At 75.1% G+C, this 23989-nt stretch carries 23 protein-coding genes and 1 pseudogene; 14 read left to right on the forward strand and 10 right to left on the reverse strand.

Annotated features, from left to right (window positions below; translation table 11 throughout):
- Positions 1–61 precede the first annotated feature (61 nt).
- From ACY1JF_RS11780 to ACY1JF_RS11790, 3 genes and pseudogenes are all read right to left on the reverse strand, one after another.
- On the reverse strand, positions 62–1270 hold the full coding sequence (locus tag ACY1JF_RS11780) for a polysaccharide pyruvyl transferase family protein (RefSeq protein WP_462704985.1): 1209 nt from the start codon (positions 1268–1270) through the stop codon (positions 62–64).
- Between the two features lie 165 nt (positions 1271–1435).
- Positions 1436–2262: pseudogene (locus tag ACY1JF_RS11785) on the reverse strand (helix-turn-helix transcriptional regulator); the annotation flags it as partial.
- A gap of 113 nt (positions 2263–2375) precedes the next feature.
- Complete coding sequence (locus ACY1JF_RS11790; RefSeq protein WP_462704986.1) at positions 2376–2939, reverse strand: NADPH-dependent FMN reductase; 564 nt, start codon at positions 2937–2939, stop codon at positions 2376–2378.
- A 138-nt stretch (positions 2940–3077) separates the two neighbouring features.
- Between ACY1JF_RS11790 and ACY1JF_RS11795 the strand changes: the two genes are divergently transcribed.
- Positions 3078–3746 (forward strand): TetR/AcrR family transcriptional regulator, encoded by a 669-nt coding sequence (locus tag ACY1JF_RS11795; protein WP_462704987.1) that lies wholly within the window; start codon positions 3078–3080, stop codon positions 3744–3746.
- 124 nt (positions 3747–3870) lie between these two features.
- Complete coding sequence (locus ACY1JF_RS11800) at positions 3871–4878, forward strand: LacI family DNA-binding transcriptional regulator (RefSeq protein ID WP_462704988.1); 1008 nt, start codon at positions 3871–3873, stop codon at positions 4876–4878.
- A gap of 37 nt (positions 4879–4915) precedes the next feature.
- On the opposite strand, the gene trxA is transcribed toward ACY1JF_RS11800, so the two are convergent.
- Complete coding sequence (gene trxA / locus ACY1JF_RS11805) at positions 4916–5302, reverse strand: thioredoxin (protein WP_462704989.1); 387 nt, start codon at positions 5300–5302, stop codon at positions 4916–4918.
- 120 nt (positions 5303–5422) lie between these two features.
- On the opposite strand from trxA, the gene ACY1JF_RS11810 reads away from it, so the two are divergent.
- Complete coding sequence (locus tag ACY1JF_RS11810; RefSeq protein ID WP_462704990.1) at positions 5423–6856, forward strand: dihydrolipoyl dehydrogenase family protein; 1434 nt, start codon at positions 5423–5425, stop codon at positions 6854–6856.
- A 141-nt stretch (positions 6857–6997) separates the two neighbouring features.
- On the opposite strand, the gene ACY1JF_RS11815 is transcribed toward ACY1JF_RS11810, so the two are convergent.
- A complete protein-coding gene (locus ACY1JF_RS11815) occupies positions 6998–7642 on the reverse strand; it encodes a peptide deformylase (RefSeq protein WP_462704991.1) in 645 nt (214 codons plus the stop codon).
- Between the two features lie 141 nt (positions 7643–7783).
- Between ACY1JF_RS11815 and ACY1JF_RS11820 the strand changes: the two genes are divergently transcribed.
- The 9 genes from ACY1JF_RS11820 (at position 7784) to ACY1JF_RS11860 (ending at position 16582) form a co-directional block, all read left to right on the forward strand.
- Positions 7784–9217 (forward strand): PepSY-associated TM helix domain-containing protein, encoded by a 1434-nt coding sequence (locus tag ACY1JF_RS11820; RefSeq protein ID WP_462704992.1) that lies wholly within the window; start codon positions 7784–7786, stop codon positions 9215–9217.
- Positions 9218–9790: 573 nt separating this feature from the next.
- On the forward strand, positions 9791–10117 hold the full coding sequence (locus ACY1JF_RS11825; RefSeq protein WP_462704993.1) for a hypothetical protein: 327 nt from the start codon (positions 9791–9793) through the stop codon (positions 10115–10117).
- Between the two features lie 121 nt (positions 10118–10238).
- Positions 10239–11609, forward strand: a complete 1371-nt coding sequence (locus tag ACY1JF_RS11830) for a DUF3500 domain-containing protein (RefSeq protein WP_462704994.1) — start codon at positions 10239–10241, stop codon at positions 11607–11609.
- Between the two features lie 377 nt (positions 11610–11986).
- Positions 11987–12625, forward strand: coding sequence for a class I SAM-dependent methyltransferase (locus ACY1JF_RS11835; RefSeq protein WP_462704995.1), 639 nt, complete (start codon positions 11987–11989; stop codon positions 12623–12625).
- A gap of 123 nt (positions 12626–12748) precedes the next feature.
- The gene (locus ACY1JF_RS11840; protein WP_462704996.1) at positions 12749–12937 is read left to right on the forward strand and encodes a hypothetical protein; all 189 of its coding nucleotides are present in this window, start codon (positions 12749–12751) and stop codon (positions 12935–12937) included.
- 21 nt (positions 12938–12958) lie between these two features.
- Positions 12959–13654, forward strand: a complete 696-nt coding sequence (locus ACY1JF_RS11845; protein ID WP_462704997.1) for a hypothetical protein — start codon at positions 12959–12961, stop codon at positions 13652–13654.
- The gene (locus tag ACY1JF_RS11850) at positions 13651–14583 is read left to right on the forward strand and encodes a DUF6895 family protein (protein ID WP_462704998.1); all 933 of its coding nucleotides are present in this window, start codon (positions 13651–13653) and stop codon (positions 14581–14583) included. Before ACY1JF_RS11845 ends, ACY1JF_RS11850 begins: the two co-directional genes overlap by 4 nt.
- On the forward strand, positions 14580–15500 hold the full coding sequence (locus ACY1JF_RS11855; RefSeq protein WP_462704999.1) for a DUF6895 family protein: 921 nt from the start codon (positions 14580–14582) through the stop codon (positions 15498–15500). Before ACY1JF_RS11850 ends, ACY1JF_RS11855 begins: the two co-directional genes overlap by 4 nt.
- Positions 15497–16582 (forward strand): serine hydrolase domain-containing protein, encoded by a 1086-nt coding sequence (locus ACY1JF_RS11860; protein WP_462705000.1) that lies wholly within the window; start codon positions 15497–15499, stop codon positions 16580–16582. The genes ACY1JF_RS11855 and ACY1JF_RS11860 overlap by 4 nt, the downstream gene beginning before the upstream one ends.
- Before the next feature lie 67 nt (positions 16583–16649).
- Here the strand turns inward: ACY1JF_RS11860 and ACY1JF_RS11865 are convergent, their stop codons facing one another.
- Entirely contained in the window at positions 16650–18026 is a 1377-nt protein-coding gene (locus tag ACY1JF_RS11865) for an alpha-lytic protease prodomain-containing protein (RefSeq protein WP_462705001.1), read from the reverse strand.
- Between the two features lie 165 nt (positions 18027–18191).
- Positions 18192–19856 carry an alkaline phosphatase D family protein gene (locus ACY1JF_RS11870; RefSeq protein ID WP_462705002.1) on the reverse strand — a complete coding sequence of 555 codons (1665 nt, stop codon included), beginning with the start codon at positions 19854–19856 and terminating at the stop codon, positions 18192–18194.
- Between the two features lie 172 nt (positions 19857–20028).
- Here ACY1JF_RS11870 and ACY1JF_RS11875 point away from each other — a divergent pair, with 172 nt between their 5' ends.
- A complete protein-coding gene (locus tag ACY1JF_RS11875) occupies positions 20029–20334 on the forward strand; it encodes a hypothetical protein (RefSeq protein ID WP_462705003.1) in 306 nt (101 codons plus the stop codon).
- 279 nt (positions 20335–20613) lie between these two features.
- Complete coding sequence (locus ACY1JF_RS11880) at positions 20614–20973, forward strand: cupin domain-containing protein (RefSeq protein WP_462705004.1); 360 nt, start codon at positions 20614–20616, stop codon at positions 20971–20973.
- Between the two features lie 58 nt (positions 20974–21031).
- Here the strand turns inward: ACY1JF_RS11880 and ACY1JF_RS11885 are convergent, their stop codons facing one another.
- The 3 genes from ACY1JF_RS11885 to ACY1JF_RS11895 are packed head-to-tail and all read right to left on the reverse strand — an operon-like array spanning position 21032 to position 23960.
- Positions 21032–21706 (reverse strand): LutC/YkgG family protein, encoded by a 675-nt coding sequence (locus ACY1JF_RS11885; protein WP_462705005.1) that lies wholly within the window; start codon positions 21704–21706, stop codon positions 21032–21034.
- Positions 21703–23208 (reverse strand): lactate utilization protein B, encoded by a 1506-nt coding sequence (locus ACY1JF_RS11890; RefSeq protein WP_462705006.1) that lies wholly within the window; start codon positions 23206–23208, stop codon positions 21703–21705. Before ACY1JF_RS11890 ends, ACY1JF_RS11885 begins: the two co-directional genes overlap by 4 nt.
- Positions 23205–23960: a (Fe-S)-binding protein gene (locus ACY1JF_RS11895; protein ID WP_462705007.1), complete on the reverse strand. Its 756-nt coding sequence runs from the start codon at positions 23958–23960 to the stop codon at positions 23205–23207. The genes ACY1JF_RS11890 and ACY1JF_RS11895 overlap by 4 nt, the downstream gene beginning before the upstream one ends.
- Between the last annotated feature and the right edge of the window lie 29 nt (positions 23961–23989).

The following is a 23989-nucleotide window of genomic DNA, read 5'->3' on the forward strand; positions in this document are numbered from 1 at the left end:
CTCCAGCGGCGCCGGTCCGGACAGCCAGGGGCCGGAGGGGACGGCCGGCGCGGAACCGGCGTCACACCTTCAGGGGCCGCGGCTCGGCCGCGCCGGACAGCGCCTCGGCCGGCCCCCGCCGGCCGCCGACCGCGTCCAGCAGCGAGCCGCAGCGCACACAGGTCTCCCGGGCCGCCGCCGCCAGCTCCCGCATCCGTGCTCCGAACTCCTGCTCGCGCAGCGGGTACTCGTCCCACAGCCGGTCGACCTCCGCCAGCAGCAGTCCGGCCTGCTCCCGCGCCACCCCCACCAGCGCGGGAGCCCCGAGCCGCCGTGCGAAGTCGAACACCTTGCCGGAGTAGGGCAGCGGCAGCACCGGTACGCCGGTCAGCGCCGCGAAGACCACGAAGTGCAGCCGCATGCCGACGGCCAGGTCCAGATGGCGCATCAGGCCGAGGACCTGCCCCGGGCTGTAGGAGCCGTGCAGGACGCGGCCCTTGTCCGGCGCGGTCATGTGGGACAGCACGGCGTGCGCGTGCCGTACGTCGTGCCGTTCCATCGGCAGGAAGACCACGTGCGCGTCCAGGCGCCGCACCAGGAAGTCCGCGACGGTGGCGAGCAGGGCGTGGTAGTCGCTCTCGTCCAGCGCCTCGGCCGCCCGGCCCGGTTCCCGTACCGACATCCCCACCAGCCGGGCGCCGGTGGGCACGCCCTCGTCGCGCATCATGGCGCCGGTGAAGGGCTCCGGGCGCAGCAGCAGGGCCGGGTCGGCGGTGACGGTGACCTCGCGTTCCAGACCCACCTCCTCCAGCACCAGCCGGGACTCCTCGTCCCGCACCACCACGTCGTCCATGTCGGCCAGCACGGTCCGTACCGCCTCCCGGTCCTCGGCCTCCCGCAGCGGTCCGGCGCCGACGGCGTAGGCGAAGGTGGGCACGTCCCGGTCCTGGGCGGCGCGCACCAGCCGCAGGTAGCGCCGGGCCTCGCCGTCGAAGAGGAGCCCGCCGCCGCCCAGCACCAGCAGGTCCAGGCGGGGCAGCACGTCCAGGACGTGGTTGCGGCTGACGCCCTCCCAGTCGACGACCTCGTCGGCCTCGCGGTGGTGCGCGCGGGTGTGCTCCGCGTTCCGGCCGAGGACGACGAGGTGGGCGTCCGGCCGGTGGGCGCGCAGACAGCCCAGGACACAGGTGAGGATCGCCTCGTCACCGGTGTTGAAACCGCCGTAGGAGCCGAGCACGCCGATGCGCGGACCGGACCGGGCGGAGAGCGCGAGCGAGGGTGCGGTGGTCATCCGGATGCTCCCGTCGGGTCGGGCCGGGCGGGCCGCCGGCCGGGGTCGTGCTCAGGCGGGCGGGGCCTGCGCAGGGACCCGGGTTGCCTGCGTCGTCCTCCCGGAAACCCCTGTCCCGTCCGCAAACGCCCCTGCGTCCGGCGCCGGTCCGCGGGGCACGGGCCGGTCCGCCGGCGACTGGGCGCCCAGGACGGTGACCAGCGCCGGCCGCTCGGCGTCCGGGGTGTCCGGCTCGGCGGAGTGCACCATGACGCGCAGGTCGCCGCCGGCCACGCCGAGCACGTCGCACTCCAGGTCCAGCGGCCCCACCGCGGGGTGGTCGACCGTCTTGCGGGCCGTCTCGTGCCGGCCCGCGATCCCCGGCTCCCGCAGCCCGGCGAACCGCTCGCCGCGCGCGCACAGGTCCTCCACCAGCCGCCGCAGCCGCGGGTCGGCGGGGTACCGGCCCACCGTGTGGCGCAGATCGGCGACGAGCGCTTCCTTGAAGGCCCGCCGCTGTGCCGGGCTCCGCCGCGCCCGGCCGCGCGGTCCGGCGAAGGCACGCCACACGCTGTTGCGCTCGTTCCCGCGCCGGCCGGACGGATCGCCCATCAGCGCGGCGCACGGCCGGCCGGCCAGCAGCGTCCACGCGGCGTCGAACACGGCGACGGGGGTGCCGGCCGGCCGGTCCAGCAGCCGGTGGACGCTCGGCGGGATGTACGAGGGCACCGTGTCCGGACCGGGTGGCACCAGTCCGGCCCGCCGGTACGGATGGGCCCGCTCCTCCAGCGGCAGGCGCAGCGCCCGGGCGAGCGCCTCGACGACCCGCGGCGAGGGGCCCGCCGCCCGGCCCTGCTCCAGCCGGGTCAGGTAGTCGACCGAGATGCCGGCCGGCAGGGCCGGTTCCTCCCGGCGCGGCCCGGCCGCGCGCCGCGGGCCGGCAGCCCCGCCGACTTCGGGGAGACGCGGTCACGCCACCGGCGTACGGTCCGTCCGAACTCGGTTCTCGTCATGACGTCCGGTGAACACCGCCCGGCCGCCCGCTCCTGGTACCGCCGGTGCCAGGAGCGGGCGCGGCGGGGACGCGGCGGGAGACCCCGGCCCCTTGCCGTGCTGTGCCGCGCGCTCAGGCGGCGGTGATCTCCCCGGCGTGGCCGTGCAGACGCGCGACGACCTCGGTCAGCTGGGCGGCGACCTCGGAGTCGTCCACCGGGTGGGTCTCGGCGAACCGGGTCACCGAACCGGGGATGGACAGCTTCAGCTCCTCGATGACCTTGCCGCCCGCGATGCCCACGGCCTTGCGGGCCTCGTCCTGCGCCCACACCCCGCCGTACTGGCCGAAGGCGGTGCCGATCACGGCGACGGGCTTGCCGCCGAAGGCGCCGGCGCCGAACGGGCGGGACAGCCAGTCGATGGCGTTCTTCAGCACGGCCGGCATGGTGCCGTTGTACTCCGGCGACAGGACCAGGAAGGCGTCGGCGGCCCGGGCGGCCTCGCGCAGCCGGGTCGCGGCGGCCGGAACGCTGCCCTCGACGTCGATGTCCTCGTTGTAGAAGGGGATCTCGGCCAGTCCCTCGAAGAGCTCCACCTCGGCACCGGCCGGGGCGAGCTTGCGGGCCGCCTCGGCGAGCTGGCGGTTGTGCGAACCGGCGCGAAGGCTGCCGACGAGGGCGAGGATGCGAACAGACATGGTGATGACTCCAGGCGCTGGGAACACTGCGGAACCGCGGAACACCGCGGACACGAATCCGGACCGAGGTCCGTTTAGAGTTGTACCATCCTAAGCGGACCGCGGTCCAGTTGTCTTCGGATGCTTTACGCTGACGACATGTCCGCCGCCCTCCCGCCCCGCCCGAAGCCCCCGGAGACCACCGACGCGCTCGAACTGCTGCAGCTCGGCGCCGGGCCGCTGGAGGAGGAGCAGTGCCTGCGGGCGGACGCCGCGCGCAACCGCGCCCGGCTGCTGGAGGCCGCCGCGCGCCTGGTCGCCGAGCACGGCGCGGCCGGCGTCACCATGGAGGCGGTGGCCGCGGCCGCCCAGGTGGGCAAGGGCACGGTGTTCCGCCGCTTCGGCGACCGCACCGGCCTGCTGATGGCCCTGATGGACCACTCGGAGAAGAAGTTCCAGGCCGCGCTGCTCAGCGGTCCGCCGCCCCTGGGTCCCGGGGCGCCGCCCGTGGAACGGCTGCGCGCCTTCGGGTGCACGCTGCTGCGCCGCGCGAGCGAGGAACTGGACCTGCAGCTGGCCGCCGAACCCGGCCCCGAGCGTCGCTACACCGTCCCGGCCCGCCGCTTCCACTGCGCCCACGTGGCCCTGCTGCTGCGCCAGGTGGTCCCGGACGCCGACAGCGAACTGCTCGCGCACACCCTGATGTCCTCGCTCGACCCGGTGCTGGTCCACCACCTGACCGTGCAGTGCGGGATGCCCCTGGCCCGGCTGGAGCGGGCCTGGACGGACCTGGTGGCCCGGACCACCGGGACGCCGCCGCCCCGGTGACCGCGGCGGTGTCCGCCCGCCGCCCACGGGCCGTCGGCCGCCGCGAGCCGCCGGCCGGCCGGATCCGGACCGCCTTCCCCCGGCCGGCACCCCGCCGCGCGGCTCTGCCAGGATGCCGTACGTCATGGTGCAGATACCGAACCCGCCCGTGCCCACGAGCGCCGATGTGGCCCGTCTGGCCGGCGTCTCCCGCGCGACCGTCTCCTACGTCCTGAACGGCACCCGTGCCGTCCGCATCAGCGAACCCACCCGCCGCCGGGTCCGCGAGGCCGCCGAACAGCTCGGCTACGTCCCGCACGCGGCGGCCCGCACCCTGCGCGCCGGCCACAGCCGCACGGTCGTGATGCCCGCGCCCGCCTTCCCCGCGGGCCCGCTCTACACCCGGTTCGTCGGTGAGGTCCAGACAGCCCTCGTCCAGCTCGACTACACCGTCGTGCAGTACGGCGCCGGCGGCCCGTACGGCGACGACAGCGCCCGCGCCTGGGCCGAGCTGCGGCCGACCGCCGTCCTGGTGCCCGGCCCCGGACTCGGCCCGCGCGGGGTAGGGGTGCTGAAGCGCTCGGGCGCCCGCGCGGTGGTGACCCTCGGACCCGAGGCCGTCGACGGCGCCCACGCCCTGATCATGGACCACCGGACCGTCGGCCACGCCGCGGGCCGGCACCTGTACGAGCGCGGGCGCCGCCGCGTCGGTGTGGTGATGCCGGCCGAACCCGGCCTGCGGCTCTTCTCCTTACCCCGCCTGGCGGGCGTCCGCCGCGCCCTGCACGGCACCGGCGCGACCCTGACCGAACTGCCCCTCCCCTACGAGGAGGAAGCCGCCGCCCGCCTCGCCGCCCGCTGGGACGCCCTGCGCCTGGACGCCGTGTTCGCCTACAACGACGAGTACGCCATGCTGCTCGCCCGCGCCCTCCAGGACGCCGGTGTCCCCATCCCCGGGCACACGGCCGTGCTGGGCGCCGACGACCTCGTGCTGGGCCGCCTGCTGAGGCCGCGGCTGAGCACCGTACGCCTCGAACTGCCCGCCGGCCACGAGGTCGCCGCGCTTCTCGACCGCGCCGTGCGCGAACCCGGCGCCGCCCCCGAGCACCGCGCGGTCCTCGGCGCGTCTGTGGTGCACCGCGACTCCAGCTGAGCCGGGCCCTCGCGCGAGGACCGCGCCGGCGGCAGGACTACCGTCCGTTCTGCTCGTCCCGCGCCTGCTGCTCGGCGACCGCCTTGCGGACCTCGTCCATGTCCAGCTTCCGGGCCTGCCCGATGACGTCCGTCAGCGCCGCCTCGGGCAGCGCGCCCGGCTGCGCGAACACGGCCACCTGGTCCCGGACGATCATCAGCGTCGGCACGGACTGGATGCCGAAGGCCGCGGCCAGCTCCGGCTGCTCCTCGGTGTCCACCTTGCCGAAGACCAGGTCGGGGTTGTCCTGCGCCGCCTTCTCGTAGACCGGGGCGAACTGACGGCACGGTCCGCACCAGGACGCCCAGAAATCGATCAGGACGAACTCGTTGTCCGTGACCGTCCGGTCGAAGTTCTCCTTGGTGAGCTCCACGGTGCTGCTCATGGCTGATCCCTCTTCCTGGTCCGGGGGCGGGTGCCGTCGGCGCGAACAGTGAAGGCCGACCGGGTATTCCGCGCGCGTACCCATGTGGCCCCGGCGCACACCACCCGCCAGACTGCCCCCATGACGGAAACGGAATCCAGCGTGTACGACGTCGTGGTGATCGGCGCCGGCCCGGTCGGCGAGAACGTCGCCGACCGCACCCGGGCGGCCGGACTGACCACCGCGGCAGTGGAGAGCGAACTGGTCGGCGGCGAGTGCTCCTACTGGGCGTGCATGCCCAGCAAGGCCCTGCTGCGCCCGGTCATCGCCCGGGCCGACGCCCGCCGCACCCCCGGCCTGGACCAGGCGGTACGAGGTCCCCTCGACACCTCCGCGGTCCTCTCCCACCGCGACTCCTACACGTCGAACTGGAAGGACGACGGCCAGGTCCGGTGGATCGAGGGCATCGGCGCCGACCTGTACCGCGGCCAGGGACGCCTCGCCGGGCCGCGCACCGTGGAGGTGACCGGGCCGGACGGGGAGCGGCGCGTCCTCACCGCCCGGCACGCCGTCGCCGTCTGCACCGGCAGCCGCGCCGCCCTGCCCCCGCTGCCGGGCCTGGCCGACGTCCGCCCCTGGACCAGCCGCGAGGCGACCAGCGCCCAGCGGGTGCCGGGCCGCCTGATCGTGATCGGCGGCGGAGTCGTGGCCGTCGAGATGGCCACCGCCTGGCAGGCCCTCGGCGCGCGCGTCACCGTGCTGGTGCGGGGCGGGGGACTGCTGGAGCGCATGGAACCGTTCGCCGGGGAACTGGTCGCCGAGGCGCTCACCGCGGCCGGCGCCGACCTGCGCACCGGCACGTTTGTGAAGTCCGTCAGCCGGGAGAACGGCACCGTCGTCGCCGTCACCGACGGCGGCGACCGGATCGAGGCGGACGAGATCCTCTTCGCCACCGGGCGCGCGCCGCGCACCGACGACCTGGGACTGGAGACCGTCGGGCTGGAGCCGGGTTCCTGGCTGGAGACCGACGACAGCCTGCGCGTCACCGGCCACGACTGGCTGTACGCCGTCGGGGACGTCAACCACCGGGCCCTCCTCACCCACCAGGGCAAGTACCAGGCGCGGATCGCGGGCGCCGCCATCGCCGCCCGCGCCCGCGGCGGGGACGCCCCGGACACCGGGCCGTGGGGCGCGCACGCCGCGACCGCCGACCACGCCGCCGTCCCCCAGGTGGTCTTCACCGACCCCGAGGCGGCCTCCGTCGGCCTGACCCTGGCCGAGGCCGAGCGGGCGGGCCACCGCGTCCGCGCCGTCGACGTGGACCTCTCCACGGTGGCCGGCGCCGGTCTCTACGCCGACGGCTACCGAGGCCGCGCCCGGATGGTCGTCGACCTGGAGGACGAGATCGTGCGGGGCGTGACCTTCGTCGGCCCCGGGGTCGGCGAGATGATCCACTCGGCGACCGTCGCCGTCGCCGGCCAGGTCCCGGTCAGCCGCCTCTGGCACGCGGTGCCGTCGTACCCGACGATCAGCGAGGTGTGGCTGCGGCTGCTGGAGTCCTACCGCGACAGCTGACCGCCGCACCGCGTCGCCGCCGTCCGTCCGGTCCCGCCCGCCCCACGCTCACTCCGGCGCGGTCCCGCCCGGCGAGGTCCGGCACGGTCCGGCCCGGACCGCGGGCGCCGTCGTCGTACGGGCGCCGCCCCGTCCCGGCGCTCAGTCCAGGTCGAAACCGAGCGCGGCCGCCGCCTCGTGCGGGGTGGGCTGTGACCAGCGTTCCGCCATCGACCGGGCCGACGCCAGCGAGCGCGGGCGCGCGCGGTCCAGATAGAGCGTGCCGTCGAGGTGGTCCGTCTCGTGCTGCACGATCCGGGCGGGCCACCCGGTGACCACCTCGTCCAGCGCCCGGCCGTGCTCGTCCGCCCCGGTCAGCCGTACCGCCGCGGGCCGGGCCACCACCGCCTGCCAGCCCGGCACGCTCAGACAGCCCTCGTAGAACGCGGCCCGGCCGTCACCGACCGGTTCGTACGCCGGATTGACCAGGACCCGGAACGGCTGCGGCACCCGCCCCCGCGCCCGGCGCACCTGAGGAGGCACCGGCGCCGGGTCCTCGATCACCGCGATCCGCAGCGCCACTCCCACCTGCACGGCCGCCAGGCCGACCCCCGGCGCCGCCCGCATGGTCACCCGCAGCGCCTCGACGAACCGGGCCAGCAACGCGGGCTCCAACTGCCCGTCGAACGGCTCAGCCGGGCGCCGCAGCACCGGATCACCGGCCTCGACGATCGGCAACGGGCCACCGCCGGCCAGGAGTTCCTCGACGTGCTCGGCGAATGGTGTACGCCCGGACCGTGTTCCCATCACGCCAGGATGCCACGGCCCACTGACACCACCCCGCGCGCGAGTGACGCACATCACACCGGCCGTCGGGAACCCGGCGCCCCCCGGAGCCGACCCCTGACCCGTCACCCCTGACGACACCGACGCCCCGGAGAGACGCCCATGACCACCGCTTCCTCGACCAGCGCGGACGAGGCCCCGCAGCCGGCCGCCCCGCGGCCGGCCGCCCCGCAGCCGGCGCCCGGCAGATGGTCCCCGCTGCGCCCCCTCGTGCTGCGCCTGCACTTCTACGCCGGGCTGTTCGTCGCCCCCTTCCTCCTGGTCGCGGCCGTCACCGGCCTGCTGTACGCCGCCTCCTTCCAGGCCGAGAAGCTCGTCTACGCCCATGAACTCACCGTGCCGGAGGCGGGCGGGGCCAAGCTGCCGGTCTCCGAGCAGGTCGCCGCCGCCCGCGAGGCCCACCCCGAGGGCACCGTCTCCGCCGTGCGCCCCTCGCCGGAGGACGACGCCACCACCAGGGTGATGCTCTCCGGTGTCGAGGGCGTCGACCCCGCCCACACGCTCGCCGTCTTCGTCGACCCCTACACCGCCGAGGTGCGCGGCGCCCTCGAACAGTACGGCTCCACCGGCGCGCTCCCGCTGCGCACCTGGATCGACGAGTTCCACCGGGACCTGCACCTCGGTCAGACCGGCCGCCTCTACAGCGAGTTCGCGGCGAGCTGGCTGTGGGTGATCGCGGGCGGGGGACTGGTGCTGTGGTTCTCCCGGCGGCGGGCCCGGCGCAAGCTGCGCGGCACCAGCGGACGCCGCCGCACCCTCGGCCTGCACGGCGCGACCGGCGCCTGGATCGCGGCCGGGCTCGTCTTCCTGTCGGCGACCGGCCTGACCTGGTCCACGTACGCCGGGGCCAATGTCGAGCAGCTGCGCGTCTCGCTCGGCCAGACCACCCCCACCGTGTCCTCGGCCGCGGCGGGCGGCGAGCACGCGGGCCACGGCGCGGCGGCGGGCGCCGGCGGGGACGCGGCGCACGGCGTCGGCCTCGACAGGGTGCTGGCCGCCGCCCGCGCCGAGGGCCTCGGCGACCCGGTCGAGATCGTCCCGCCCGCCGACGCGTCCACCGCGTACGTCGTACGGCAGGTGCAGCGCAGCTGGCCGGAGAAGCAGGACGCGGTCGCCGTCGACCCGGCGACCGGCGAGGTCACCGACGTACTGCGGTTCGCGGACCACCCGGTGCTGGCCAAGCTCACCCGCTGGGGCATCGACCTGCACACCGGCGTCCTGTTCGGCCTCGTCAACCAGCTCGCCCTGATGGCGCTGGCGCTCGCGCTCGTCCTGCTCATCGTGTGGGGGTACCGCATGTGGTGGCAGCGCGGACGCGGCTCCTCCTTCGGCCGCCCGGTCCCGCGCGGCGCCTGGCAGCAGGTGCCGCCGTACCTCCTGGTACCGCTGCTGGCCTGCGTCGCGGTCCTCGGCTACTTTCTGCCGCTGCTGGGTGTCCCGCTCGCGGCGTTCCTCGCGGCCGACATCGTCCTCGGCGAGATCGCCTACCGCCGGGGCCGCCGGACGTACGCGAGCGGCCCGGCGGCGAGGCGCTGAGCCCCGCGGCCGGGCCGCCCGGACGGGACGGCGGCCCCGGACCTTCGCGAAGCCGCCCCCGGGGAAGCGGTGATCCGCGGCTGGGAGCCGGCCCCGCCCTGCCGGCCCCGCCGCTCCAGCGTCCGGCCGGGCGTCAGCCGGGCGCAGCGCTCCACCGGGGCACACCCGACGACGACCCGCGGCTCCCCGCCTCCGCGCGGTCCCCGGCGTCGAGGGACTTCCGGGCGCGCTCCCCGCGCCCGGCGGGCGTTCTGTGGCCCTGGTGCGCCGGACGGAGTGGGCGGAGCGGGCGGAGCGGGCGGGCCGTGTCAGGGGCGGCCTCCTTGGGGCCGGCCGGCCACGCGAGGTGGTCGCGCCTCCCACGACCCGGAAGGAGTGACCGCCAGGACCCCGGGAGACCGGCCCCGGTGGACAGCCCGGCAGGGCGTCGGTCAGTGCCCGAGCCACGACCACCGGAACCCGAGTACCGGCGTCGATGTCAGTGCCTTGTCGCAGAATGCGGGTCAGCGAGATCAACTCCGGCCGGACCGGGTAGGCGGTCTCGGGTCCCGCCCCGCAGAAAGGTCCTCGTCGATGCCGTCCATCACCGCCGGCCAGTCCAGCCCGGACGCCGCCCAGGTCCTGCGTGTCATCTCCGACCCGCGCACCCCTGTCTTCGTCACCGAACACCCGGGCGGGCGGCGCAGGTACGGCTACTGGCGGCCCATGGAGCCCGGTACGCCGACGGGCGGCTGTTACGTCGCCCTGCCCACCGCCGTCTGCGAGGAACTGCGCTCCGGCGGCCGGATAGCCCTCGACGACCCCATCGTCGACCCCGCCAAGACGACCTGCCGCGTCCGGCCCGTCCCCGCCCACACCGCGTCCGCCCGCGCACGCCGGGCGTGGGCCCGCGCGGCCTGACGGACGCAAGTCCAACCAAGGCGGACAACGGGGCAGTTGGCACCGCCTGAGGCAAGTGTTCCTAAGCCCCTCACAGCTTCCTGCTACCGCATCCCTAATCGTTGACGAAATCGTTGCGCCCATGGTCAACGGAACGCACGGGCACAAGCCCCGTACGCAGGCGGCGCACCGATCCCGCCGATGGTTCATGAACAAGGCCCTGCTCGCGGGCGGCGTCTCCGCCGTCGCGGTCATGGGCGGGTACGCGGCCACCCAGGCGGGTGCCGAGACGACGGCGACGGCCGACGCCACGGCCAGCGCCAGCCCCTCCGGCCCGCCGGCCGGCGGCGGCTTCGGCCAGACGATCGCCTACGACGACTTCGTCGGCGTCACCACTGACGGCACGGTCGTCGAGGACCTCTACGCGATCCACTCCACCGGCGTCTCCACCACCCCCGTGGTGCGCGCCGCCGCGGCCTTCGTCGACTCGCTCACCGACGACCAGAAGTCGGCCACCCTCTTCGACATCGACGCCGACCAGTGGCTCGACTGGACCAACGTCGACTCCAACGACCGCGAGGGCGTCGCCCTGCGCGACCTGACGGAGAAGCAGTACGCGCTCGGCATGAAGCTGCTGAAGTCGGCGCTGTCGGCCCGCGGCCTCAAGCTGGCCGACAGCATCCGCAAGCTCAACCACTTCCTCGGCGAGTACTCGGGTGACACCTCCAAGGCGCTCAACGAGGACGCCTACTGGTTCACCGTCATGGGCACCCCGTCGGCCACCGACCCCTGGGGCTTCCAGTTCGAGGGCCACCACCTCGTCATCAACTACTTCGTCCTCGGCGACCAGGTCGTGATGACCCCGACCTTCATGGGCTCCGAGCCGACGAAGATCACCTACGACGGCGTGGACTACGACCTCTTCCGTCAGGAGACCGTCGCCGGCCTGAAGCTCTTCCGCTCCCTGAACGCCACCCAGCGCGCCGCCGCCCTCTCCGCCGACGAGAAGTCCGGCACCGACCTGATCGCCGGCGCCGGCCAGGACAACGCCCAGATCCCCTACGCCGGCGTCAAGGGCTCCGCCCTGAACAACCGCCAGCAGCAGCTCCTGCTCGACCTGGCCGAGGTGTACGTCGGCTACCAGGACGAGGGCCACGCGCGGGTGAAGCTGCGGGAGATCGAGAAGCACCTCGACGACACGTACTTCTACTGGATCGGCGAGTACGAGGACGACTCCGCGTTCTACTACCGGATCCACAGCCCCGTCGTGCTGATCGAGTACGACGCCCAGTCCCCGCTCGCCTACCACGAGGACGAGGACGGCAGCTCGGCCTCCCCCTCGGCGTCGGCCTCCGCGTCCGCCTCGGCCTCCGCCTCCACGGGCCCCGGCGCGGGCGGCCCCGGCCAGATGGGCGACCCCACCCAGCAGCACATCCACACCATCATCCGCACGCCCAATGGCAACGACTACGGCGTGGACCTGCTCAAGCTCCACCTGGCGACCGACCACTGACCGCGCCGCCACCCCTCGGGCCCCGGCCTCGGCCGGGGCCTTCGCGCCGTCCGGGGCCCGCCGGATCCGGCCCGCCGCCCTGGGCGCCGGCGGCCCGCCCAGGCGGTCCCGGACGCGGCACACGCCGGGCCGGCGCGTGCCCCCGGGCGCCGCACCAGGAAGAAGGCGTCCAAGCACCATCGGCGAAGACCGGCGCCATCGGCGGAGACCGGCGTCCCCGCCGGCGGACGGACGGCCGCCGGGACCCGGTGCGAGGCCGTCCGCTTTGCCGAACCGGCAAAGCCGTTCGCCACCGGCGCGGTGTCCGGTGCAGGGTCGTCGGTGAGGCGCCGCACCCCCGTGGCGCCCGGCCGAAGCGCACGCCCTGGAGGCACCCCATGACCAGCGTCCCCCCGTCGGACCGGCCCGCCGAGTTCTGGGAGTCCCGCTACCGGGACTCCGGCCGCGTCTGGAGCGGGCGCCCGAACGAACTGCTCGTACGGGAGGCGTCCGGCCTGACCCCGGGCACCGCCCTGGACCTCGGCTGCGGCGAGGGCGGTGACGCCGTGTGGCTGGCCTCGCGGGGATGGCGGGTCACCGGCGTGGACATCGCGGCCACGGCCCTGGAGCGGGCCGCCGCACACGCCGCCGAAGCAGGCGTCGGGGACCGTGTCGCCTGGGAGCGGCACGAGTTGGGCGCGTCCTTCCCCGAGGGTTCCTTCGACCTGGTGAGCGCGCACTACCTGCAGTCCCCGGTCGCCCTCGACCAGCGGGGCGTCCTGCGCCGGGCGGCGGCGGCCGTCGCACCCGGCGGCACCCTCCTGCTCGTCCTGCACGCGGGCTGGCCGTCCTGGCAGACCGAGCCCCCGTTCGACGCGGAGTTCCCCACCCTGGACGGCCTGCTGGCCGACCTCGGCCTGCCCGCCCCCGGGTGGACCGTGCGGACCCGGGAGACGGTCCGCCGCGCGAGCACCTCCCCCGACGGCGTCGACGGGTACCGCGAGGACCACGTGTGGCGGCTGCGGCGCGACCGGTGAGCCGGAGATGCCTGATTTGTTGAAAAAACTACCTCATGGGTTTTTTGTGAGGTAGGCATGTTTTGTGACTAGAGGGACACTTGTGGTGTGAAGGTCATTGGCCGACCAGAGGGAGATGGTGACATGCCTTCCAAGGACAAGGTGATCGAAGAGGTCATCCGCGCCCAGGACATCGACGTCGACGCGGCGCTCGACCCGGCCGAGGCGGAAGGCGTCTTCCGGGACAGCCGCGAGTGCGCGGCGCTGGCCCTGTCGGGCGGCAAGTACGGCCTGCTGCTGTCGCCCCCGACCCCGCGCCCGAAGAAGGGCTGACCCGACCGACAGGAGCAGTGAATGCACCAGCCTGGCACCTCGTCCCTCCTGAAGGGCGCGGTGCGGGAGTTGGCCGCCGGCGTGGCCTCCGCTCTCAGCGGCGGGGGTCACCCTCCGGTGTCCGGGGACCCGCCCGCGGCCGCCGGGGCCGACGGCTTCGCACCGGCCGCCGTCCGGGTCCTGGGAGCCGACTTCCTGCTGCCGCACCTCCTCTTCGGCACCCGTCCGGGCGAGACGGAACTCGCCCTGTTCCGCCAGGCCGTCGAGGCCTACCCGCCGCGCGCCGGCGCCGCGCCCACCGTGGTGTGGAGCCACTGGGCGATGACCCGGACGCTGCACCGGCTGGCGGGCCCCGCCCCGGCCGGCCCCGGTGCCGGACCCGGCGCGGGCTGGCTCGACGTCGCCGACTGGCGGACCCTGACCCACCAGTTGGCGGTCCTGGCCCCGCTCGCGCTGCCCGGCGAGGACTGCGCCGTGGCCCGCACCGCCCGGCGGCGCCCCCTCGACCTCGCCCGCGGCTTCGTGCGCGCGGTCCGCCGCCGGGACTGGCTCCAGGCGGCCGGCGCGGGACGCTGGCTGACCCTGCTGGACGGCGTCCCCGACACCCTTGGCCTGGAGTCCGGGCTGGACTTCGTGGCACTGATGGCCGACGGCGACCCGCAGGTGGAGCTCCAGGTACGGGCGGCCCGGCGGCTGCGGGCCGGAGCGCCCGTGTGAGCGCCGTGACCGTCCGGGAGGCGGCCCGGAGCGTACGGGAGGTGGCGGAGTCGGCGCTGGCCTGGACGGCCGCGCACCGCGACGCCTTCACCCTCGGTGACGACGCCCTCGCCGCGGCCGGCGAGGTCGACCGCACCTGGAAACCGCTCGGCGAACTCGCCCAGGTGTGCGCCACCGTGACCCGGCGCACCGCCCCCGCCGACCCGCTGCACACACGAGCCCGCGACCTGCTGGCCCACGCCTGGCGGCAGACCGGGCAGGGCGACCTCTTCACCGCCCTGCAACTGCGGGAGCCCTTCGCGACGTACCCGCTGGAGGTCTACGCCGCCTTCGCCGCGGCCGGGCTGCGCCACCGGGGCTACGAGACGGCCGCCGCGACGGTGGCCCGCACCCGAAGCTGGCGGCTCACCGAGCAGGACCCGACCCGCCGGCTCGGCGTCCTGGCGGCCGAACGGCACACCGGCATCACCCGGCCCGGCCCGGCCGACGCCGTACGGGACGGCACCTGGCTGGGCGGCCTGCCCGAACCGTGGACCTTCGAGGCCCCCCGCGGATACGCGCTCACCCACGTCGTCTTCCACCTCACCGACTGGGGCCGGGCCGGAGCGGACGGCGTCCCCGCCCGCCTCGCGAAGTACCTGGCGCAGTGGCTGCCGCCCTGGCTGGACACCTGCCTGGACGCCGGCCTGTGGGACCTCGGCTGCGAACTCCTCGCCGTCGCGGCCACCGTGCCCGGCGCGGCGGACCCGGCCGGGCTCCGGGAGGCGTGGCGGCGCCTCGCGGACGCGCGCCACCCCTGCGGCGCGCTGCCCGAGACGGCCACGGCCCCCGACGACGACTTCGCCCACTGCTACCACTCCACGCTGATGGCCGCGTTCGCCGCGGTCCTCACCCACGCGCACCTCGGCGCACAAGGAGCGCTCGGATGACCGACACGCGCCTGACGCACACCGTCGGGGCCCGCGCCCTGGAATGGCTGTGGGCCCACCGGGACGGCTTCCGGCTGGAACCCGACGTCGACCCGGAGGTGGGCTTCCTCCAGCGGTTCCAGCCCATCGGCGAACTGGCCCTGATCTGCAAGGTGCTCTTCCGCGAGGGAGTGGCCGGCTCCCGGCAGGAGCGGCTGGCCCACCGGCTCCTCGACCACGCCTGGCGCGAGACGCTGGACGGGGGCCGGATGCTGGTGCGCGGCCAGCGCACGGAACCGGTCTCCTCCATCCCCTTCGAGGTGTACCTGCCCTTCAAGGAACTCGGCTACCGCCAGCCCGAGCTGGAGCGGGCCGTCGCCCTCAACCACCGTCTGGACGGCTGGCGGTCCTTCGAGCGGACCCCCACCCGCAGGCTGGGCCTGGCCGCGTTCCAGCGCCGCTTCGGCCTGACCCCCCACCCGTCCGAGGCGGAGGCCCTCACCGGCACCTGGCTGGCCCGCACCCCCGAACCCTGGACGGTCGAGGGACACATCGCCTACGACATCACCCACGCGGTGTTCCACCTCACCGACTGGGGCGAGAACCCCGACCGCCTGCCGCCCCGCGTCGCCGGCTACCTCACCGCCTGGCTGCCGGTCTGGATCGACGACTGGCTGGACCTGGAGCGCTGGGACCTGCTGGGCGAACTCCTCGTCGTCGACGCCTGCCTGCCCGAGCCCACCCTCGACCAGCGGGCCTGGGCGGCGTTCGCCGCCGCCCAGCAGCCCGACGGCGCCATGCCCGCGATCCGCGGGATGCCCGAGGGCGACCCGGACGAGGTGTTCGACATCGTCTACCACCCGACGCTGGTCGCCGCCTTCGCCTCCGCCCTGGCGACCTCACGCTCCCTCACCGCGCTCGCGCGCAGCGCCTCATGACCGCCCCCGCCGCGCTCTGGCCGGACGCCCCCCTCGACGACCCCGCCCCGGCCGCCGCCCCGGCCCCTGTCCCGACCGACGACCGCGACCTCGCCGAACGGCTGGACGCCGCCGTCGAGGCGTGCGACGCGCCCGACGCCGTCTTCGCGCTCTCCCGGCACGGCCGCCGCACCGTCCGCACCGGCGGCACCGCGCCGCCCCCCGACGTCCCGCGCGAGGACCTGCGCTACGAGACCGGGTCGGCCACCAAGACGTTCACCGGACTGCTGCTGGCCCATCTGATCCGCTCCGGCCGGCTCACCGGCGGCGAACCGGCCGCCGCCTGCCTGGACCCCGGCCGGCCAGTCGGCCCCGACCCGGTGACCCTCGCCCACCTGATCACGCACACCGCGGGGCTGCCCGTCCTGCCGCCCGGCTTCCGCGCCCGGGCGCTGCCGGCCTGGCGCACCAACCCCTACGGCCGCTACCCCGCCGGCCGGGTCGTCGACGCCTTCCTGCGCCACCGCCCCCGCCACCGGCCCGGAACGCGCTGGCGCTACTCCAACTTCGGCGTCGCCGTACTGGGCCACGCCCTCGCCGCGGCCACCGGACGGAGCTGGGACGACCTGCTCACCGGAGACGTCCTGCGCCCGCTCGGCCTGACCGGCACCGGCCTCGCCCCCGAGGGCCCCGCGACCGACGCCGTCGGGCACACCGGGGACGGCCGCACCCCCCTGCCCCCCTTCGACGCCGGCGGCTTCCGGGCGGCGGGCGCCGTCCGGGCCACCCCGCACGACCTGCTCACCTTCCTGGAGGCCCATCTCGACCCAGACGGTTCCCCGGCCGCCGGGGCGCTGCGGGCGGTCCGGGTGCCCGTCCTGCGCCGCGGCTGGGGACACCGCCATGTGCACACGGTGGCGTGGTTCCGGCACCCCGTCGACGGCGGACCCCTGTACTTCCACAGCGGCGCCACCCTCGGCCAGCAGGCGTTCCTGGGCTTCCGGCCGGACACCGGCACCGCCCTGGCCGCCGTCTGCACCCGCCGCTTCCGCGCCCGCGACCCGTTCGTCGCCACCGCCTACGCCCTGCTCGCGGAGAGCTGACGGCGTCCGGCCGGGGGGCGCCCTCCCCGCGCCGGACGCCGCCGGCGCCGCCGGAGGCCGCCGTCCGTCAGGTCCGCTGCCACAGCGCCGGGGTGCCCTCGGGCGACCAGGCGACCTGAGCCTGGTGGTCCTGCAGGCACGTGTACCGCGCCCGCCCGTAGGCGACCGTGGCCCCGGCCTCGTAGACCCGGCCGGACCGCCATCCGTCGGCCGCCCCCTCGTCCGTCGGCGCCGGCAGGGTGGAGGGCGTGTCCACCGTCTTCAGGGTGAGGCCGAACTCCTTGAGGACCGGGTTGACCGGCTGGAAGAAGGTCGTCCCGCCGTCGGCGCAGTCGCCCGAGCCGCCCGAGGTGATGCCCTGCGCCTGGACGCCCGCGACGAACGGGCCGCCGGAGTCGCCGGGTTCGGCGCACACCGTGGTCCGGGTGAGACCGTCGACGGTGCCCTGCGGGTAGGTGACGCCGGCGTCGTGCTGCTCGATGGTGCCGCAGTGCCAGCCGGTGGTCGAGCCCGACCGGCACACCGCCGCCCCGACGAGCGCCTGGACCGAGCCGGCCACCCCCACCCGCTGCCCGTCGCCGGCCCTCACGTCGGGGGTCGGGGTCCAGTTGTCGTTGACGCCCACCCAGGACATGTCCTTGCCGGGGAACGTGGACGCCTTGAACTCGCCCTGCGCGCTCCCGTCGGCGCCGGTGGTCCTCGCGCCCGGCTCGCCGCAGTGACCGGCCGACGTGAAGCCCCGCTCCTGGCCCTTGGTGACGGAGAAGGCGATGGAGCAGCGAGCCTTGTCCTCGATGAGGTACGCCTCGCCGCCGACCAGGTCCGCCAGCACCCGCGGCCGGCTCGCCGAGATCCGCACGCCCACGTCCGCGGCCCTCACCCCGGCGGCCGCCACGAAGGCGGCGGCGGCCCGCTCGCCGGTGGCCTGGACGACGACCCGGTTGGCCGGCACGTCGACGTACCAGACCGGCGTGTCCGGGGTGCTGACCCGCCGGGCGGCGTCGTCCAGCCGCTCCTTGACGCTCCGCAGGTCGGCCAGCGACCGTTTGACGACCATGGCCTGCGCGCCCTGCGCCCGGATGGCGGCCACCTGGGAGGCGTCGGTGGTGGCGACGGTGAGCAGGGCCGAGGTCGTGCCGCTCACCCAGGCACCGGCGAAGCGGTCGCCCAGGGCGGTGCGGAGCCGGCCGGCGCGGGCGCCCGCCTCCGCCTCGTTGACCAGCCGGGCCGTCGCCTGGCCCGTCGTCAGTCCCAGGTCGCGTTCGAGGGCGCGCAGCACCTGGGCCGACGGCCGGTCGGCGCCGAGCGTCTGGGCGGCGGTGGGCGGCGGGCCCGGCGCGGGCGGCGGACCGGCCGACGCGGCCGAGGGGACGGCGGTCAGGACGAGAGCGCCGAGCGCGGTGAGCGCGGCGCGGCGGCGGCCCGGGACGTGTCTGCCGACCATGCGATGTGCCTCCTGAGGCGTTCCGGAGAGAGGGGGAGGAAGTGAAGGGGTGGGGGAGTGCTAGCCCTAGCCCGACGCGCCCCCGGTGATGCCCCGCGGACACGCGGTTCGCGCTTTGGGGGCGCCGGCGGGTGCCAAGTGCAGTAGCCGGGCCCGGTCGGCGGCTCAGGCCGGTTCCAGCCCCGGCGCCCCCGCCTCGGTCACGAAGGACGCGGCGGTGGTCAGCGCGGCGCCCGGCCGGGTGACGGCGGAGACGGTCCTGAAGTCGACCCGGGCGGCCTGCCGGCCCAGCTCCACCCGGGCGAAGCCCCGCTTGCCGTTGTAGAACCGCAGGTGCGGGTTGGCCCTCATGTACGTGTCCCAGTTGTCGGGCTTCTCCGCGCCGTCCTTGCCGCTGGCGACGGAAGTGCAGGTCAGCTCGGTGCCCAGGGTCCGGGAGTCCGGGTCGTCGAAGTCCTCCTTGATGTCGAAGGCGTAGGCGACGTGCACGTCACCGGTGAGCACCAGCCAGTTGTCGACCCCGGCCGCCTCGGCGCCGGCGACGACCCGGTTGCGGGAGGCGCGGTAGCCGTCCCAGGCGTCCATGGACATCCGGGCCTCGGCGGTCAGGTCGAACTTGCGCTGGCAGAAGGTGACCTGCTGGGGCATCACGTTCCACAGCGCGCCGGAGGACTTCCAGCCGTCCAGCAGCCACCGCTCCTGCGCTGCGCCGGTGAGGGTGCGCGCCGGGTCGTCGGACTCGGCGCCGGGCGCGTGCGGCCGGTCGTCGTAGGCCTGGTCGGAGCGGTACTGGCGGGTGTCGAGGATGTCGAACTGGGCGAGCGTGCCCCAGTGCAGCCGCCGGTACAGCCGGGCGTCGGGGCCCTGGGGGAGCTGGGCGGAGCGCAGCGGCTGGTTCTCCCAGTAGGCGCGGTAGGCGGCGGCCCGGCGCACCAGGAACTCCGACTGCGGGACGTCGTTCTCGGGGACGGCCCCCGCGTAGTTGTTCTCCGTCTCGTGGTCGTCCCAGGTGACGACGAACGGGTGGGCGGCGTGCGCCGCCTGGAGGTCCTCGTCGCTCTTGTACAGCGCGTACCGCATCCGGTAGTCCGCGAGGGTCATCGTCTCCCGGTCGAACACGTCGGGCAGGGTGACGTCGGTGTACCGCCGCTCGCCGCCCGCCGCGTTCACCGCGTACTCGTAGAGGTAGTCGCCGAGGTGGAACACCACGTCGACGTCCTCTGCGGCGAGGTGCCGGTGGACCGTGTAGTAGCCGTCCTGGTAGGCCTGGCAGGCGACGGCGGCCAGGCGGAGGGAGGCCGCGTCGAAGCCCGCGGCGGGCGCGGTGCGGGTGCGGCCGACGGGGCTGACGAACCCGCCGGCCCGGAACCGGTAGTAGTACACGGTGGCGGGGTCCAGGCCCTGGACTTCGACGTGCAGGCTGTGGCCGTACTCCGGGTGGGCCGTCGCCGTGCCCGTCCGTACGCGGACGGCGAAGGACTCCTCCAGGGCCACCTCCCACTCCACCGTCACGCGCTGTTCCCCCAGTCCGCCGTCGGCCGCGAACGGCTCCGGCGCCAGCCGCGTCCACAGCAGCACCGAGCCGGGCAGCGGATCACCGGAGGCGACTCCGAGGGTGAAGGGGTCGCCGGTGAGGCGGGCGGCGTCCAGTTCGGGCGAGGCGGCGGCGCCGCGGGCCGGCAGGTTGGTGGAGAAGGCGAGCGCCGCGGCGGCCGCGGTGACGGTGAGGAAGCGCCGGCGGCCGAGGTACCGGGCGGCGGCGCCGAGCACGGCGTCGTGCGGGGAGAAGGCATGCTCGGTCAGGGCTCGGGGACGGCCCGGGAACGCCATCTGGGGTCCTCTCGTAAGGAGTGGCGGACCCCGCATGCTAAGCGGACAAAAAATAATGAAAGGGACATACAGGCAGGGTGTGGGAGCCGATCACACAGGAGGCGGTACGCGCGTGTGTCCGCGGCCCGCCGGGGGCACCCGGACGGGGACGAGGAAGGTGGTGAGCGCGCCGGTGCCCAGGACGAGGCGGTACGACGTGGCGGCCTCGGGCCGCTGGTGGGACGAGGAGGACAACCGCTGGCTGCCGGCCGGCGAGGTCCACGCATGGGAGCAGGGCCTGAACCAGACCGTGTGCGGCCTGTCCCTGCACCGGTCTCAGCTGTCCCGCTTCCCCTCGGTCACCTGGGCCGACGTGCTGCCGGAGTCCGGTGGCGCGGCCGACGAGGTGCGCCGGGTGTGTCCGCGCTGCGCCGCCGCGGCGGGCCGCCGCGGGGCGGGTGCCCGCCCCGGCTGGCGGCGGACGAACCCCCGGCCCTGACGGCGAAGCGCGCCGGGCGGCCACGGGCAGGCGGGCGAAGGGCTCGCGGCGCGGAGCGGAAGACGGCCGGGCCGCGGCAGCGGCACACGGGTGTCCCGGACCCCCGCCCGCCTCGCGGACCGGCGCGGGCGTCACCCGGTTGGCGCACCCGGCTCGACGGACGGACGATGGAGCAGTGGGGCCGGGCCCCCGCCGGTACCGTCCGCGGGAGCGCGGCCGGGCGGAGGCCGGCCCCGGCCGCGTGCGGACGCGACCGGAGAGCCGGAAAGGAGGAGCGCCATGCTGGAGATCAAGACGCTCGACAAGCCCGACGAACGACGCGATTTCCCCCGGGGACACCTCGAGGCCGTCCACATGACCGGACTCGACTTCGCCGTCGCCACCTTCGAACCGGGCTGGCGCTGGTCGGAGTCGGTGGCCCCGCTCGCGGGCACCGAGAGCTGCATGATCCACCACAACGGCTACGTGCTCCAGGGACGCATGCGCCTGCGCATGGACGACGGCGCCGAGAGCGAGGTCGGCCCCGGGGACGTCTTCGTCTGCCCGCCCGGCCACGACGCCTGGGTCGTGGGGGACGAGCAGGTCATCGTCCACGACTTCGCGGGCGGCATGGCCCAGGAGTACGCCAGGGCCCGCTGACGGGACCGTCCGCCGGCGAGGTGTGCCTCGCCGGCGGACGGGGCGCCGGTTCGCCCCGCTAGCGGCTCTCCCGGCCGCCCGCGGACCTTCCCGAGGCCACCAGCACCACCTCCAGGGTGCGCGGCCCGTGCACCCCCTCCACCCGGTCCAGCTCGATGTCGCTGGTCGCCGACGGGCCGGAGATCCACGTCAACGGGCGGGCCGGGTCGAGCCGTCCGAGGCCCTGGGGCACGGAGGAGACGACCTGGTCCGGAACCCGTACGACGCAGATGTGATGGTCGGGGACCAGGGTGATGCGGCGGCGGCCCTGGTCGGGGGAGCCGTCCAGCACGAGGGTGCCGGTCTCGGCGATGGCGACCGCGCATCCCGTGACCACGCTGTCGACCCGGTCGAGACCGGCCGCGGTCGCGTCGGCCACGTCCGGGACCCGGGTGACGTCCGTCTCCGCGAGCCACCCCTGGTCCAGCCCCGGCGGCACGGCCACCGACGCCGACCCGTGCGCCTCCAGCAGCCCGGCGAGCACCGACGGCAGCTCGTCCTCGGCGCACCGGTGGACGACCGCCCGGTAGTCCGCCAGGTTCTCCGCCAGCAGCTCCACCGTCTGAGCGACGCTCCGCGCCCCGTGCTCGCGCAGGTAGTCCCGCTCCACCGCCCGCTCGTAAGGAGTCTCCTCCCGCGGTACGTCGGCCAGCGCGCGCCGCACCCGGCCCAGGATCCGTTCCCTGCTGTTCACTTGGCCCCGCCCTCCGTGCCGCCGTGCGTGCGCTGCCACCAGTCCCGGAACGGCTCCGCCGGGACCGCCGGCAGATCCCGGCCCCCGGTCCACGCCCGGCCGGGACCGGGCAGGGTGCGCGGATGGAAGCGGCGGGTGCGCGACGCCAGCCGCTGCCCGGCGCGCAGCGCGCCCGGGTGGGTGAACGCCCACTGCGCGGCCCGCATCGCCGCCCGCTCGGCGGCGTGTCCCTTGGCCGGTCTCAGGACGACCTTGTTGCCCTCGCGGACCGCGGGCCCGCCCCGCACCACTCGTTCCCGCAGGTGCACCAGCACCTCGGGGATGTCGATGGCGACCGGGCACACCTCGTAGCAGGCCCCGCACAGCGAGGAGGCGTACGGCAGGGAGGCGTCGATCTCGCTGCCGGTGCCCCGCAGCTGCGGGCTGAGGATGGCGCCGATCGGGCCGGGGTACACCGACCCGTAGGCGTGGCCGCCCGCCCGCTCGTACACCGGGCAGACGTTCAGGCAGGCCGAGCAGCGGATGCAGCGCAGCGCCTGGCGGCCGACCTCGTCGGCGAGGGTGTCGGTGCGGCCGTTGTCCAGGAGCACCAGGTGGAAGGTGCTCGGGCCGTCGCCGTCCGTGGTGCCGGTCCAGGTCGAGGTGTACGGGTTCATCCGCTCGGCGGTCGAGGAGCGGGGGAGGGTCTGGAGGAAGACCTCCAGGTCCCGCCAGGTCGGCAGGACCTTCTCGATGCCGACCACCGAGATCAGCGTCTCGGGCAGGGTCAGGCACATCCGGCCGTTGCCCTCGGACTCCACGACGACCAGGGTGCCGGTCTCGGCGACCATGAAGTTGGCGCCGGAGACGCCGACCTTGGCGCGCAGGAACTTCTCTCGCAGGTGCAGCCGGGCCGCCTCCGCCAGTTCGGCGGGGGTGTCGGTCAGCCCCTCGGGGGCCGGGCGGCCCCACTCGCTCATCTCCCGCTCGAAGATCTCCCGGATCTCACCCCGGTTGCGGTGGATGGCCGGGACCAGGATGTGCGAGGGGCGGTCCTTGCCCAACTGCACGATCAGCTCGGCCAGATCGGTCTCGTAGGCCCGGATGCCCTCGGCTTCGAGGGCCTCGTTGAGGCCGATCTCCTGCGTGGCCATCGACTTGACCTTGACGACCTCCGTCTCGCCGGTCGCCTTGACCAGATCGGTGACGATCCGGTTGGCCTCGGCGGCGTCGGCGGCCCAGTGGACGGTGCCGCCCGCCGCCGTCACCGACGCCTCCAGCTGCTCCAGGTAGCGGTCGAGGTGGCGCAGCGTGTGGTCCTTGATCCGCTTGCCGGCCTCGCGCAGCTCGGCCCAGTCCTCGACCTCGGCGACGGCCTTGGCCCGCTTGGCGCGGATGGTGTGCGTGGCGTGGCGCAGGTTGCCCCGCAGCGTCGTGTTCCGCACCGCCTCGTGCGCGGCCTTCGGGAAGGCCGGGTGGGCGGGCGGGGGAAGCGCAGGCATCCCTACGAATGTGCCGCTCATGCCGCCGGTTCCTCCTCCGTGCTCGCCAGGATCTCGGCGATGTGCACCGGCCGCATGCCGGTCCGCAGCCGGGTCATCGTCCCGCCGATGTGCATCAGACAGGAGTTGTCGGCCGCGCACAGCACCTCGGCGCCGGTCGACTCGGCGTTGCGCACCTTGTCGGTGCCCATCGCCAGGGAGACGTCCGCGTTCTTCACGGCGAACGTGCCGCCGAACCCGCAGCACTCCTCCGCGCCCGGCAGTTCGACCAGGTCGAGGCCCTTCACGGCGCGCAGCAGCGTCAGCGGCCGCTCGCCGAGCCCCAGGGAGCGCAGCCCGTGACAGGTGGGGTGGTACGTCACCGTGTGCGGGTAGTACGCCCCGACGTCCGTCACCCCCAGCACGTCCACCAGGAACTCGGTCAGCTCGTACGTCTTCGGCACCACCGGCGCCACCGCGGCCGCGAGGGTCTCCCCGCGCCCCTCGGACCGCGCCCGCTCACCCATGCGCGGGTACAGCTCCCGCACCATCGCCCCGCAGGACCCCGAGGGCGTCACGATCGCCTCGTACTCCTGGAAGACCTCGGAGAAGTGCCGGGCCAGCGGCTCCGCCTCGTGCCGGTAACCGGTGTTGTAGTGCGCCTGCCCGCAGCAGGTCTGACCGGCCGGGAAGTCGACGTCGACGCCCAGCCTGGTCAGCAGTTTCACCACCGCGCGCCCGGTATCGGGATAGAGCGTGTCGTTGACGCAGGTCAGGAACAGGGCGACACGCATCGCGGCTCCTTGCTGTTGATCATCGGACG

The sequence above is a fragment of the Streptomyces sp. SYSU D01066-1 genome (assembly GCF_054956795.1).